We start from the raw sequence: 13,474 nt of genomic DNA, 5'->3' as shown, positions 1-13,474 counted from the left end.
AGAGGCGTTCCAGATTGACGACATGTGTTTCACTGTGTCAGCTTATCGTGAAACAAAAGTTGCAGGAGAAGCTATGCAGCAGCTGGATGAACGACTGCGGGCGTGCTATGACCAGCTTTCGCCCCAGGAACAACGGGTTGCCTCGTTTATTATCGATCATTTTGACGATCTGGTGAGTTATAACAGTGCCGAGCTGGCGCGGCTGAGCGGGGTGTCAAAGGCCACGGTTAGCCGCCTGTTCAAGCGGCTGGGTTACGATCGGTTTAAAGTGATGCGCGATGAGCTGCGCACTTTGCGCCAGAGCGGTATGCCGTTAACGGAAAACCGCGACGCTGTACAGGGCAATACCCTGCTGGCGCGGCACTATAAGCAGGAAATGGCGAACCTGACGCAGTGGGTAAACGCGCTGGATAGCGGGCAGTTTATCGCGGTGATCGACGCGCTGGCGCAGGCGAAAAGGATCGTGATTATTGGTCTGCGCAACAGTGCGCCGGTGGCGCTGCACCTGCGCCAGCAGTTACTGCAAAGCCGTGGCCAGGTGCTGATTGTGCCGCAGCCAGGGCAGACCCTCGCAGAAGAGCTGGTGGATATCACCCCTGCCGATATGGTGGTGGTTGTGGCTTTTCGTCGTCGGCCACGGGTGGTGCGACCGCTGCTGGAAGCACTGCATAAGCAGGGCGTACCCTTGCTGGTGATCAGCGAACCGCAGGCCACGGCGATAAAAGCCCTGTGCCGCTGGCATATTAGTCTGCCGCTGGACAGCGTCTCAGCCTTCGACAGCTACAGCAGTGCCATGAGTCTGGTCAATCTGTTGGCGAATGCCTTGTTGCACACCACCCTGACGGAAGGACGGCAACGGATCCATCACATCGCTGCGCTGTACAATGAACTGGACGAACTAGAACAGCGTTGAAGCACTAAAACAGTGCGTCTGCACCATGTCGTTGACGTATAACGGGGCGTTCTTCGCCCCGACAGGTTTCCTTTTACTCCCACTCTTTCTGCGCTTGCAGGTGCTGGTGCTGCGTAATTGTCTATGGCACATTAGTTGCAGAAATAAACTTAAAGAATCTTTCGTTTCATCGTCTGTGTGATTGCACACCAAAGGATGCGCCCATGTTCGATTACCCGCAGTTCCCGCAAATCAATCCACCTCAGCGCTTGTTAATGGGGCCGGGGCCTATCAATGCCGATCCGCGCGTGCTGCGTGCGATGGCGAGCCAACTGGTGGGGCAATACGATCCGGTCATGACCGGGTATATGCAGGAGGTGATGGCGCTCTATCGCGGCGTATTTCGTACCCAGAACCGCTGGACGATGTTGGTAGATGGCACATCCCGCGCGGGTATTGAGGCGATTCTGGTGTCTGCCATACGCCCTGGAGATAAAGTGTTGGTACCGGTTTTTGGCCGCTTTGGACATTTACTGTGTGAAATTGCCCGCCGCTGCCGTGCCGAGGTGCACACTATTGACGCCCCCTGGGGTGAGGTATTTACGCCGGATCAGATTGAAGACGCCATCGCGAGGGTGAAACCGCGTTTGTTATTGACCGTGCAAGGCGATACCTCCACCACCATGTTGCAACCGCTGGCAGAACTGGGGGAGATTTGCCGCCGACACGGGGTGCTGTTTTATACCGACGCGACAGCATCACTGGGAGGCAACGTGCTGGAAAGCGATGCCTGGGGCCTGGATGCCGTCTCCGCCGGGTTGCAGAAATGCCTTGGCGGCCCCTCCGGCAGCGCGCCTGTCACCTTAAGCCCGGCGATGGAAGCGGTGATCCGCGCGCGCAAATGTGTCGAGCAGGGTATCCGTACCGATGCTCATCAGGACGGTGCTGACGAGATGGTCTACTCCAACTATTTCGATCTCGGCATGGTGATGGATTATTGGGGGCCGGAGCGCCTGAATCATCACACTGAAGCCACCAGCATGCTGTTCGCCGCCCGCGAATGCGCGCGCATTATGTTGGAAGAGGGCATGGAGAATCTCATTGCCCGCCATGCGTTGCACGGGCGCGCTTTACTGGCGGGGATCCAGGGGATGGGGCTGGCCGTGTTTGGCGACATCAAACACAAAATGAATAATGTGCTTGGGGTCGTGATCCCCCGCGAAGTACACGGTGAGGAAGTGCGTAAACGCCTGCTTGAGGATTTCCATATTGAGATTGGCACCTCGTTTGGCCCGTTACAGGGCAAGATCTGGCGCATTGGCACCATGGGGTATAACGCGCGCAAAGATTGCGTATTACAAACCCTGACCGCGCTGGAAGCGGTACTCAACCGTTTAGGATTCCGCACCGTTCAGGGCGCCGGGATGCAGGCGGCGTGGGATATCTACGACGGAGCAATAGGATGATGACCGCAGCGCAGGCCGCGCGCGCGGCGCAGCGGGTGCTGGCGCGTTGCGACATTCTGGCGCACATCAGCGAAACCCCGGATCAGTTAACCCGAGTTTATTTGTCGCCGGAGCATATGCAGGCTAATGCACAGGTTGCAGAGTGGATGCAGCAGGCAGGCATGCAGACCTGGCAGGATGCTGTGGGCAACGTTTGCGGGCGCTATGAAGCGGCGCAGGAGGGGGCTCAGGCAATACTGCTGGGCTCACACCTGGATACCGTGCGTAATGCCGGGCGTTATGACGGCATGCTCGGCGTATTAACGGCCATAGAAATTGTCGACGGGTTACACCAGGCGAACCTGCGTGGCAGCCAGGCGATTGAAATCGTGGGCTTTGCTGATGAAGAAGGTACGCGTTTTAATATCACTTTGCTCGGCAGCCGCGGCCTGACCGGGAGCTGGCCCGCGCACTGGCTGGATTGTGAAGATGCCCGGGGGATCACGGTGACGCAGGCGCTGGCGAATGTCGGGCTGGATGCATCGCGTATTGCCGAAGCCGCGCGCCCGCAGGCGGATTTTTCGGCTTACCTGGAGCTGCATATTGAACAAGGCCCCGTACTGGAGCAGGAAGAGCTGGCGATGGGGGTGGTTACGGCTATCAATGGCGCGCGTCGCCTGACCTGCCGTTTTACGGGTGAAGCCGGGCATGCCGGAACAGTTCCTATGCGCCATCGCCGCGATGCGCTTGCTGCCGCCGCCCAGTGGATAGCGTTTATTGAACAGGCCGCACAGCAAGCCGGGCCGGAACTGGTGGCCACTGTCGGCACGCTGCAGTGCGAACCTGGCGCGGTAAACGTTATCCCTGGGAGTGTGACGCTGACGCTCGATATTCGCAGCCCGCATGATGAGCAACGTGACGCGCTACTGGATCGTTTACTAAGCCAGGCAAACGAGATTGCCGCCCGGCGCGGGCTGAGTTTCAGCCATGATATTTTTTACACTATTGCCGCAACCCCTTGCGACGCATTACTGCGTTCACAACTGGCCGACGCGGTGCAGAAAGTGCAGGGAAGGGCGCTACAGTTGCCAAGCGGTGCGGGCCACGATGCCATTGCTATAGCTGAACGCTGGCCATCGGCAATGCTGTTTGTGCGCTGTGAAAAAGGGATCAGTCACCATCCGGCAGAGCGCGTAGTGGCAAGCGATGTTGCGCAGGCTCTCCAGGCCATGAGCCATGTTGTGCAACGGCGCATACTGATGTGTGACGAGATAAGGCAACCGGGGTAGCAGAGTAATGGAGACAGTTACCTGCCGCGCTCTGTCCTGCAATGGCTGCGCAAGGTACCGCCTTTTCCTGCGCAGCGCATTAGGCGTAATGCGCATCATCACCTAAGGCCCTCTCGGGCCGTTGCAGTCCAGTTAAGGCCCCTTTTCCCGCAGGGGAGAGGGGAATATGCAAGACAGGTTTACCCAAGCGTAAACGGATCGGCGTCCTGCCAGGCGGGGAACTTCTCGCGGTAGTCATTGAGCGCGCTTAATGACAATTCAGCGTCAATGCGAGTGGCCAGGTGCGGCTCGGCGGTGGCGATGATTTCGCCCTGTGGGCTGATGACCCGGCTGTCGCCGCGATAGTGGTGGCCATTGCCGTCAGTGCCGACGCGGTTGCAGCCTGCCACCCATGCGAGGTTTTCGATGGCGCGCGCCACCAGCAGCGATTGCCAGTGCAGCGATCGCGGCGCAGGCCAGTTGGCAACGTACAAGAGCAGATCATAATCGTTGCGATTGCGCGACCACACCGGGAAGCGCAGGTCATAACAAACCAGCGGCAGAATACGCCAGCCGCGCCACTCAAACACCACCCGCTCGTGACCGGCTTCATAGTGATGGTGCTCATCCGCCATGCGGAATAAGTGGCGTTTATCGTAGAAGTGCACCTTGCCTTCCGGCTCCACCAGTAAAAAGCGGTTCACCGCCCCACGCCCGGTTTGCAATGCGGCGCTGCCGGCAACCAGCGCATTGGTCTGGCGGGCTTTCTCCTGCATCCACGCCACCACGTCTTCCTCTGGCATCGACTGTTTAGCCGCTTCCATCGCAAAGCCGGTGGTGAACATTTCGGGTAACACAATCACATCGCGCCCGGTGACCTCTTCCAACTGGATGTCAAAATGGCGCAGATTGGCTGGCCCGTCCATCCAGACTAACGGTTGTTGTAACAGCGTAATTTTTAAACCCGGCACAGTGTCGACTCCCCGTAAGACAGCATTTTCACACTGTAGCATGGCGAGAAAGAGAAAAAACCCGCGATAAGCGGGTTTTGGCAGAAGGGTTAACGCGGGTGCGCGGGAGGTGGCAATATCAGGCTGCTTCCACCTTGCGCACCTTTTCCGGCGCTTTTACCACCGGTTGGGTCGCCAGGGCATCGGCCTCGAAGTCATCGACATTGATGCTGCGCAGACGGCTCGCCTCAGCTTTTATCAGCAGTGCGGCTTCATCCTGGTTGATAAGCCCGGCCGCCAGTGCCTGTTGTGCCAGGTCATCGAGACGCGTGAAAGGCAGGTTTTTCCCCAGCTCTTTGCAGACGCGTTGGTGAATCGGATCGGCAGCCATCACGTCCAGCAACGCTTCTTCCAGCAGACCGACCGGGTTATGCGCGCTGGCGGTTAGGTACTGGCCGCGGCCAATACGCGAACGGGTTGCGCTTGGGGTTTGCAGGATCTTCGCGACTTTATGATCCAGCTTATCGGACGGCGCCAGATAGTGACGACCCGTCGGGAAGATCATTACGCTCAGCGCGCCAGCAACAAAGCGGTTAGGGAAGTTGTCCAGCAGATCGCTCATCGCCTGCTCTGCCTGATGAAGCGCGTCCTGCACGCCCCAGTGAACCAGCGGCAGATCCGCTTCCTGGCGTCCTTCATCGTCGTAACGTTTCAGTACAGCCGAGGCGAGGTAAAGCTGGCTTAACACATCTCCCAGGCGTGCAGAGATACGTTCGCGGCGTTTCAGGCTGCCGCCGAGTACCGCCATCGACATATCTGAGAGCAGCGCAAGGTTGGCGCTCAGGCGGTTCAGATGCTGGTAATAACGTTTTGTGGCATCGCGGGTTGGCGTTGCGCTGGTTAAACCGCGTGTCAGGCCCAGCCAGAAGCTGCGGACGGTGTTGCTGCCCACGTGACCAATGTGTTTGAACAGCAGTTTATCAAAGGCATCCGCATCGTTATTTTGTGCGGCGGCCATCTCATCCAGGACATACGGATGGCAGCGAATGGCGCCCTGACCGAAGATCATCATGGTACGGGTCAGGATGTTAGCCCCTTCCACGGTGATGGCAATCGGCGCACCCTGGTAAGAACGGGCAAGGAAGTTGCTCTCGCCGAGCATGATGCCTTTACCGCCAGCAATATCCATCGCATCGATGATGGACTGCTGACCACGGTGGGTGCAGTGATATTTAACAATCGCCGACAACACCGCCGGTTTTTCGCCGAGCATAATGCCGTAGGTGATAAGTGACGCTGCGGCGTCCATCACATAGGCGTTACCGCCAATGCGGGCTAATGGCTCTTCAATCCCTTCCATTTTACCGATAGAGACTTTGAACTGGCGGCGAATGTGGGCATAAGCACCAATACCCATTGCGACCGATTTCACCCCGCCGGTGGAGTTGGACGGCAGGGTGATCCCACGGCCAACAGACAGACATTCCACCAGCATACGCCAGCCCTGACCGGCCATTTTTGGCCCGCCAATAATGTAATCAATCGGTACAAAAATATCGTTACCACGGGTCGGACCATTCTGGAACGGTACGTTCAGCGGGAAGTGGCGGCGGCCAATTTCCACACCGGGTGTGGTGGTTGGGATCAGCGCACAGGTGATACCCAGTTCTTCATCGCCGCCCAGTAATTTATCCGGATCGGAGAGTTTGAACGCCAGGCCAAGCACGGTCGCAATCGGCGCCAGCGTGATATAACGTTTGTTCCAGGTCAGGCGCATACCGAGCACCTGCTCGCCCTGCCAGTCGCCCATACAAACCACCCCGGTATCCGGAATGGCACCTGCATCAGAGCCCGCTTCCGGGCTGGTGAGTGCAAAGCATGGGATTTCCAGACCACGCGCCAGACGCGGCAGGTAGTGATCTTTCTGCGCCTCTGTACCGTAGTGTTGTAGCAGTTCGCCCGGGCCTAAGGAGTTGGGAACGCCGACGGTGATGGCCAGAATGCCGGAAACGCCTGCGAGTTTTTGCAGCACGCGTGCCTGGGCATAGGCCGAAAACTCAAGACCGCCGTACTCTTTTTTGATGATCATCGCAAAGAAACGATGCTCTTTTAAGTACGCCCACAATTCCGGCGGCAGATCGGCCATTTCATGCGTGATCTGGAAGTCATTCGCCATGCGGCAGGCTTCTTCGACCGGGCCATCAAGAAACGCCTGTTCTTCGGCGGTCAGGCGCGGCTGGGGATAGTTGTGCAGTTTTTTCCAGTCCGGATTGCCGCGGAACAGGTCACCTTCCCACCAGGTGGTGCCAGCGTCGATGGCTTCTTTTTCTGTGCGCGACATGGGCGGCATCACTTTGCGGAAGCCGCGGAATACCGGAACAGAAATCAGCGCTTTGCGCATCGGCGGCAAATTAAACGGTACCAGTATGATCGCCAGCGGCAGCAGAACCCAAATCGACCACAGGCCAGAGAGGCCCAGCGCGGCGGTCCACGCCAGTAAAATCAGGCTGCTGAGCAGCAAATTAACCCGGTGGTAAAACAGCACCCCGAGCAGTACAACCGTTGCGATAAGGCTCAAAATCATCATAGAAAAAAGCTCCCTGTCTTGTAGGAGGTCTGACCACTTGTGATGATATGGTTGTAGTGGAAGCGAATTCTTTTAGCAATGTGTTTACAAAATAATTACAACCTGGTTCACATTGTTGAAGGCAATTTGCGCACGGATAACGAAAAACGCCCGGTTCGGTGTAAGGCTTTAGCTTCTCGCCCGGCACGCTATCCGGTAAACTTGCCGGTGTTATTTACATTTATGCTGAAGGATATCCTCATGTACCAGGATCTGATTCGTAACGAACTGAATGAAGCGGCGGAAACGCTGGCGAACTTTTTGAAAGATGATGCCAATATTCACGCTATTCAGCGCGCGGCGGTCTTGCTGGCAGACAGTTTCAAAGCCGGTGGTAAGGTGTTGTCCTGTGGTAACGGCGGCTCGCATTGCGATGCCATGCACTTTGCCGAAGAGCTGACCGGGCGCTATCGCGAGAACCGTCCGGGCTACCCGGCGATTGCGATTTCGGATGTCAGCCATCTCTCGTGCGTCAGCAATGATTTTGGTTACGATTATGTCTTCTCGCGCTATGTTGAAGCCGTCGGCCGTGAAGGTGACGTGCTGCTGGGCATCTCCACTTCCGGTAACTCTGGTAACGTGATCAAAGCGATTGCCGCCGCGCGCGAGAAAGGGATGAAAGTGATCACTCTGACCGGTAAAGACGGCGGCAAAATGGCCGGCACGGCGGACATTGAAATTCGTGTACCGCATTTCGGTTATGCCGATCGTATTCAGGAAATCCATATTAAAGTGATCCATATCCTGATTCAGTTGATCGAAAAAGAGATGGTAAAAGCCTAATTTAAAAGGCTATTTTATTTGCCGTTTTGACCCCGGGCAGTGCCCGAAACCCTCATGTACTGCATGTACGCTCCGGTTTCAGTGCGCTGTCCGTGTCCAACTGACTGCAACAATTTCGCCTTCTCTGGTAATGGCGCTATGTGGGGGGATGTATGTGCGAACTGCTCGGTATGAGCGCCAATGTGCCAACCGATATCTGCTTTAGTTTCACCGGGCTTGTTCAGCGTGGCGGCGGCACCGGGCCGCATAAGGACGGCTGGGGCATTACCTTCTACGAAGGCAAAGGCTGCCGCACATTTAAAGATCCGCAACCCAGTTTTAACTCCCCCATTGCCAGGCTGGTGCAGGACTATCCGATTAAATCCTGTTCCGTGGTGGCCCATATTCGGCAGGCTAACCGGGGAGAAGTGGCCCTCGAAAATACCCATCCTTTTACCCGCGAGCTGTGGGGACGTAACTGGACCTACGCGCACAACGGGCAGCTTACGGGTTATAAGACGCTGGAAACGGGCAATTTCCGCCCGGTGGGTGAAACCGATAGCGAGAAAGCGTTCTGCTGGCTGTTACATAAGCTCACGCAGCGCTATCCGCGCACGCCAGGCAATATGACAGCGGTGTTTAAGTTTATTGCTGAGCTGGCCGTGGAACTGCGTAAGAAAGGCGTGTTTAACATGCTGTTGTCGGACGGGCGTTATGTCATGGCTTTCTGCTCGACCAACCTTTTTTGGATCACGCGTCGCGCGCCGTTTGGTGTGGCGAAGTTATTGGATCAGGATGTGGAGATTGATTTTCAGCGGGAAACCACACCCAATGATGTGGTAACCGTGATTGCTACTCAGCCGCTCACTGGCAATGAAACCTGGCACAAGATCATGCCAGGCGAGTGGGCGTTATTTTGCCTGGGGGAGCGTGTAGTTTGATGCCAGTTGCGGCTGAGCAGAGGTGTTCAGCGGCTTGCTAACCACGTAGCGACCATCCACAACCGAAACGACCGGCGGTTGGTGGGTGGCGGCGAAATAGTCATAGCCAGGCTTAAGTTGCTTCCAGAAATCCGCATACGTTGAGTACTTATGACGCTGCATGTTAGCGTCGGTCATGCGGAACGGGTAAATACTCAGCTGAACATTAGGCTGACCGAAGACCAGTGCGGCAGTAACAAACTGGAAAATCTCGTCAATGTTGGAGTCGGTCATGGCGTAGCAGCCAATCGAGACGCATGCACCGTGGATCATCAGATACTTGCCTTCGTAGCCGTGAGCGCGGTCATAATTGTTCGGAAATCCAATATTAATAGCTTTATAGAAGCGGCTGTCCGGCTTGAGCTGGTTGCGCTGCACAGAGTAAAAACCTTCCGGGCTTTTGAAATCACCCTGGCGCTGTTTGGGGCCTAACCCGCCTGAGTAATTGCAAATCTTGTAGCTGTCGAGGAGCTGGTACTGCTCGCCCATTTTGACGTAGAGATCAAGGGTGCGCTCTTCTTTGAAGATTTGGATATAAACCGGCGACCCCATCAGTTGCTGCTTGAATTCTTTGCTGACCGGCGTGACTGAACCATTGCTGCTTACCAGCCCGGCAAACGAGACGCACGGCATCAGAAGCATCGCAATAAATAATGCGATTTTGCGCATACTACTTGTTTCCTTGATAAAGCGAATACCACATTGCCAGGACGGCAAAGGAAGCCCAAAATTCAGACTATTCTGTTTTGGAGCGCCCACATTAGCATTACGGCATTTTTTCGCAAGCCCCAATACACTTCATCCTTCACGCTGTCTCTTTGTTGGCTGCGCCTTCTCACCCCGGTCACTTACTTATGTAAGCTCCCGGGGATGCTCATGCTTGCCGCCGCGACACAGCGCGAATGATTTTGTGTATACCCTTCACCTTCACGCTGTCTCTTTGTTGGCTGCGCCTTCCCACCCCGGTCACTTACTTATGTAAGCTCCCGGGGATGCTCATGCTTGCCGCCGCGACACAGCGCGAATGATTTTGTGTATATCCTTCACCTTCACGCTGTCTCTTTGTTGGCTGCGCCTTCTCACCCCGGTCACTTACTTATGTAAGTGACCGGGGATGCTCATGCTTGCCGCCGCGACACAGCGCGAATGATTTTGTGTATATCCTTCACCTTCACGCTGTCTCTCTGTTGGCTGCGCCTTCCCACCCCGGTCACTTACTTATGTAAGTGACCGGGGATGCTCATGCTTGCCGCCGCGACACAGCGCGAATGATTTTGTGTATACCCTTCACCTTCACGCTGGTTCTGAGTTGGCTGTTATGGGGCGGAGTGCGAGGGATCGAGTCTGCCCGCGTCGTTTATGCTGCCGTTTGCAGATGACGTATTTTGATCCTAAAAGCGCCGGATTAACAGCCGACGGGGGATTTTTCTGTCTGTTTTTCGCAACCTTATGCGCTCGCTTCTCATTTAACCTGAATGTGCTGTATACTTATCCAGTGTTCTGTGAGGGCGTACGCATGCGCAAAATCATACATGTCGATATGGACTGCTTTTTCGCGGCGGTGGAAATGCGCGACAACCCGACGCTGCGCGATATTCCAATTGCCATCGGCGGCAGCCGCGTTCAGCGTGGCGTGATCAGCACCGCCAACTACCCGGCACGTAAGTTCGGCGTGCGCAGCGCCATGCCAACGGCGATGGCATTAAAACTTTGCCCGCACCTTACGCTACTGCCTGGCCGTTTCGACGCCTACAAAGAAGCCTCGAATCAAATCCGCGATATCTTTTCCCGCTACACCTCACGCATTGAACCGCTCTCGCTGGACGAAGCCTACCTTGACGTTACCGACAGTCCTTACTGCCACGGTTCGGCGACATTAATGGCGCAAGAGATCCGCCAGACCATTTTTAACGAAACACAACTTACCGCCTCAGCAGGCATCGCACCGGTGAAGTTTCTCGCCAAAATCGCCTCCGATCTCAACAAGCCCAACGGGCAATATGTCATTACACCGGCGGAAGTGCCGGCATTTTTACGCACGCTATCGCTCAGTAAAATCCCCGGCGTGGGGAAAGTCTCCGCCGCAAAGCTGGAAAGCATGGGGCTACGTACCTGTGAAGATGTGCAGAACAGCGATTTGGCCTTGCTGCTTAAACGCTTTGGCAAATTTGGCCGCGTATTATGGGAGCGCAGCCAGGGCATTGATGAGCGGGAAATTAGCAGCGAACGACTGCGTAAATCTGTTGGAGTAGAACGTACCCTCATTGAGGATATTCACCACTGGGAAGAGTGCGAAGCAATTATTGAGCATCTTTACCCGGAGCTGGAAAAAAGGCTGGCAAAAGTTAAACCCGATCTGTTAATTGCCCGCCAGGGGGTAAAATTGAAATTTAATGATTTCCAGCTTACCACCCAGGAGCACGTATGGCCGCGTTTAAATAAAGAGGATTTACTGGCAACCGCTCAGCAGGCCTGGAATGAAAGGCGCGGCGGGCGTGGCGTGCGGTTGGTAGGTTTACATGTGACGTTGCTCGATCCTCAACTTGAGCGCCAACTGGTATTAGGCTTATAAAAACTACTAAAATTTATGGTAGCTATTTATCAGCGGCTTCTTTATTATCTCGGGCGCTTATTCATTCCCTATTTACTGCAAAGGAGGTTCACCATGACACAACATGCCCTGATTTCTCTTTGCAGACCTTTCCAGGATTAATTCTTTGTAATATTGCCCCTGGTTTCGTCTGCCAATTCCTTTTATTTATCTACATATGGATTGGTATATGGGCAATTCTATTTGTCATATCTCTGACGCTATTTCGTATATTGCTTCAGAAAATCTTTGGATCGAAGGTTCAGCGATCCAGCAACTTCAAACGACGGCAGCATTACCGGGTATGGCCCGAGTTGTTGGCATGCCGGATCTGCATCCTGGACGCGGTTACCCGATTGGCGCGGCATTTTTCTCTACCGGTCGTTTTTATCCGGCACTGGTGGGCAACGATATTGGCTGCGGCATGACATTGTGGCAGAGCGACCTGCCGCTGCGGAAATATAATGCCGACAAATACGAAAAACGCCTGAGCACACTGGGCGATACCGCGACATCAGCATGGCTGGATGAATATGTCCCGCCGGCGTTGCAGGATCATCCTTACCGCGCGGCGCTCGGCTCTATTGGCGGCGGCAACCATTTTGCCGAGCTGCAACAGGTCGACAGCGTGGCGGATAGCGCCCTTTTCGCGCAGAGCGGGTTTAACACTCAGCATTTGCTGTTACTGGCGCATAGCGGTTCGCGTGGCCTTGGTCAGGAGATCCTGCGTCGTCATGTCGATGCATTCTCCCATGCCGGGTTGGCAGAGGGCAGCGATGCGGCCCGCGACTATCTGGCTGAACACCATGACGCGCTGAACTTTGCCCGCGTCAACCGCGCGCTGATTGCGCGGCGAATTCTCGGCCATCTCAAAGCCGATGGCACACCGGTGCTGGATGTGGCGCATAACTTTGTTGAGCCGTGCACCGTTGGCGGCAAGAGCGGCTGGCTGCATCGCAAAGGCGCAACGCCGGACGGGCAGGGGCTGGTGGTGATCCCCGGTTCACGTGGGGATTACAGTTGGCTGGTCAAACCGCTGATCAGTGAACAGAGCCTCTTCTCTCTGGCGCACGGTGCCGGGCGCAAATGGATGCGCACCGAGTGTAAAGGTCGCCTGTCGGGCAAATTTTCCCCGGCGCAGCTGTCACGCACCAGTCTGGGTAGCCGGGTGATTTGCCGCGATCGTCAGTTGATTTATGAAGAAGCGCCGCAGGCTTATAAATCTATCGACAGCGTTATGGCCTGCCTGACCGATGCCGGCCTGGTGGTTCCCGTGGCGCGTTTACGCCCGGTGCTAACGGTGAAAGTGAGCGGGGAGGCAGGCGGATGATGTTATTGCAACTCTCTTCCGCGCAGGGGCCAGACGAGTGCTGTCTGGCCGTTGGCAAAGCGTTAGCCCGCTTAATGGCTGAAGCGCAGGCGCACAACGTGGCGCTGGATGTGGTGGAAACAGAACACGGGCGTAACGAGGGGACTTACCGTTCAGTGCTGGTATCGCTCGATGGCGATGATGAGCAGGCGCTCAGTACCCGCTGGTGTGGGACGGTGCAGTGGATTTGCCAAAGTCCGTATCGCCCGCATCACGCGCGTAAAAACTGGTTTATTGGCGTCGCGCCGTTCACCGCCCAAAGCCAGTCGCTGGCGGGGGAGATCCGTTTTGAAACGTTGCGATCGTCCGGACCAGGCGGGCAGCACGTGAATAAAACCGATTCCGCCGTGCGTGCTACGCACATTGCCAGCGGCATTAGCGTTAAAGTGCAGTCCGAGCGCAGCCAGCATGCCAATAAACGGCTGGCGACATTGTTAATTGCGCACCGTCTGGAGCAGGTAAAAGAGGAGGAGCGCGCGGCGATGAAATCTGAACGGCGGCTGTTTCACCATCAGATTGAACGGGGAAACCCAACGCGGACGTTTAAAGGTCTGGCGTTTAAACCGCAATAACGGATGAGGAAATGTCCGCG

General features: G+C 55.8%; 11 protein-coding genes. 8 read left to right on the top strand and 3 right to left on the bottom strand.

All coding sequences use genetic code 11. From position 1 onward, the window contains the following. The first annotated feature begins 73 nt into the window (after positions 1-73). From ACUY4S_RS18545 to hpxK, 3 genes are all read left to right on the top strand, one after another. Complete coding sequence (locus ACUY4S_RS18545) at positions 74-913, top strand: MurR/RpiR family transcriptional regulator (protein WP_458023416.1); 840 nt, start codon at positions 74-76, stop codon at positions 911-913. Positions 914-1,116: 203 nt separating this feature from the next. After that, complete coding sequence (locus tag ACUY4S_RS18540) at positions 1,117-2,358, top strand: pyridoxal-phosphate-dependent aminotransferase family protein (protein ID WP_312688832.1); 1,242 nt, start codon at positions 1,117-1,119, stop codon at positions 2,356-2,358. Next, positions 2,355-3,626 (top strand): allantoate amidohydrolase, encoded by a 1,272-nt coding sequence (gene hpxK / locus ACUY4S_RS18535; protein ID WP_458023417.1) that lies wholly within the window; start codon positions 2,355-2,357, stop codon positions 3,624-3,626. Before ACUY4S_RS18540 ends, hpxK begins: the two co-directional genes overlap by 4 nt. A gap of 179 nt (positions 3,627-3,805) precedes the next feature. On the opposite strand, the gene ACUY4S_RS18530 is transcribed toward hpxK, so the two are convergent. Both ACUY4S_RS18530 and fadE read right to left on the bottom strand, forming a co-directional pair. Next, positions 3,806-4,576 carry an amidohydrolase gene (locus tag ACUY4S_RS18530; protein ID WP_312688835.1) on the bottom strand — a complete coding sequence of 257 codons (771 nt, stop codon included), beginning with the start codon at positions 4,574-4,576 and terminating at the stop codon, positions 3,806-3,808. A gap of 118 nt (positions 4,577-4,694) precedes the next feature. Continuing rightward, on the bottom strand, positions 4,695-7,142 hold the full coding sequence (gene fadE, locus ACUY4S_RS18525) for an acyl-CoA dehydrogenase FadE (RefSeq protein ID WP_458023418.1): 2,448 nt from the start codon (positions 7,140-7,142) through the stop codon (positions 4,695-4,697). Positions 7,143-7,382: 240 nt separating this feature from the next. Between fadE and lpcA the strand changes: the two genes are divergently transcribed. Continuing rightward, positions 7,383-7,964, top strand: a complete 582-nt coding sequence (lpcA, locus tag ACUY4S_RS18520; protein WP_430889293.1) for a D-sedoheptulose 7-phosphate isomerase — start codon at positions 7,383-7,385, stop codon at positions 7,962-7,964. Positions 7,965-8,116: 152 nt separating this feature from the next. Then, positions 8,117-8,884 carry a class II glutamine amidotransferase gene (locus ACUY4S_RS18515; RefSeq protein WP_312688841.1) on the top strand — a complete coding sequence of 256 codons (768 nt, stop codon included), beginning with the start codon at positions 8,117-8,119 and terminating at the stop codon, positions 8,882-8,884. On the opposite strand, the gene dpaA is transcribed toward ACUY4S_RS18515, so the two are convergent. Further along, entirely contained in the window at positions 8,855-9,592 is a 738-nt protein-coding gene (gene dpaA, locus ACUY4S_RS18510) for a peptidoglycan meso-diaminopimelic acid protein amidase (protein WP_312688843.1), read from the bottom strand. The genes ACUY4S_RS18515 and dpaA overlap by 30 nt on opposite strands. Before the next feature lie 847 nt (positions 9,593-10,439). On the opposite strand from dpaA, the gene dinB reads away from it, so the two are divergent. From dinB to prfH, 3 genes are all read left to right on the top strand, one after another. Continuing rightward, complete coding sequence (dinB, locus tag ACUY4S_RS18505; RefSeq protein ID WP_458023550.1) at positions 10,440-11,495, top strand: DNA polymerase IV; 1,056 nt, start codon at positions 10,440-10,442, stop codon at positions 11,493-11,495. A gap of 208 nt (positions 11,496-11,703) precedes the next feature. Next, positions 11,704-12,843 carry an RNA ligase RtcB family protein gene (locus ACUY4S_RS18500; RefSeq protein ID WP_458023549.1) on the top strand — a complete coding sequence of 380 codons (1,140 nt, stop codon included), beginning with the start codon at positions 11,704-11,706 and terminating at the stop codon, positions 12,841-12,843. Next, positions 12,840-13,454, top strand: a complete 615-nt coding sequence (gene prfH, locus ACUY4S_RS18495; protein WP_458023548.1) for a peptide chain release factor H — start codon at positions 12,840-12,842, stop codon at positions 13,452-13,454. Before ACUY4S_RS18500 ends, prfH begins: the two co-directional genes overlap by 4 nt. Positions 13,455-13,474 lie beyond the last annotated feature (20 nt).

It is taken from the genome of Kosakonia beeri, assembly GCF_054165705.1.
The sequence above is the reverse complement of the archived record's forward strand: the minus strand, read 5'-3'. Positions and strand labels throughout refer to the sequence as shown.

Coding starts and splice junctions, on each gene's coding strand:
- prfH (WP_458023548.1), top strand. CDS start 12,840: ATGATGTTATTGCAACTCTCTTCCGCGCAGGGGCCAGACGAGTGCTGT.
- hpxK (WP_458023417.1), top strand. CDS start 2,355: ATGATGACCGCAGCGCAGGCCGCGCGCGCGGCGCAGCGGGTGCTGGCG.
- ACUY4S_RS18545 (WP_458023416.1), top strand. CDS start 74: ATGCAGCAGCTGGATGAACGACTGCGGGCGTGCTATGACCAGCTTTCG.
- ACUY4S_RS18540 (WP_312688832.1), top strand. CDS start 1,117: ATGTTCGATTACCCGCAGTTCCCGCAAATCAATCCACCTCAGCGCTTG.
- dpaA (WP_312688843.1), bottom strand. CDS start 9,592: ATGCGCAAAATCGCATTATTTATTGCGATGCTTCTGATGCCGTGCGTC.
- lpcA (WP_430889293.1), top strand. CDS start 7,383: ATGTACCAGGATCTGATTCGTAACGAACTGAATGAAGCGGCGGAAACG.
- dinB (WP_458023550.1), top strand. CDS start 10,440: ATGCGCAAAATCATACATGTCGATATGGACTGCTTTTTCGCGGCGGTG.
- ACUY4S_RS18500 (WP_458023549.1), top strand. CDS start 11,704: ATGGGCAATTCTATTTGTCATATCTCTGACGCTATTTCGTATATTGCT.
- ACUY4S_RS18515 (WP_312688841.1), top strand. CDS start 8,117: ATGTGCGAACTGCTCGGTATGAGCGCCAATGTGCCAACCGATATCTGC.
- fadE (WP_458023418.1), bottom strand. CDS start 7,142: ATGATGATTTTGAGCCTTATCGCAACGGTTGTACTGCTCGGGGTGCTG.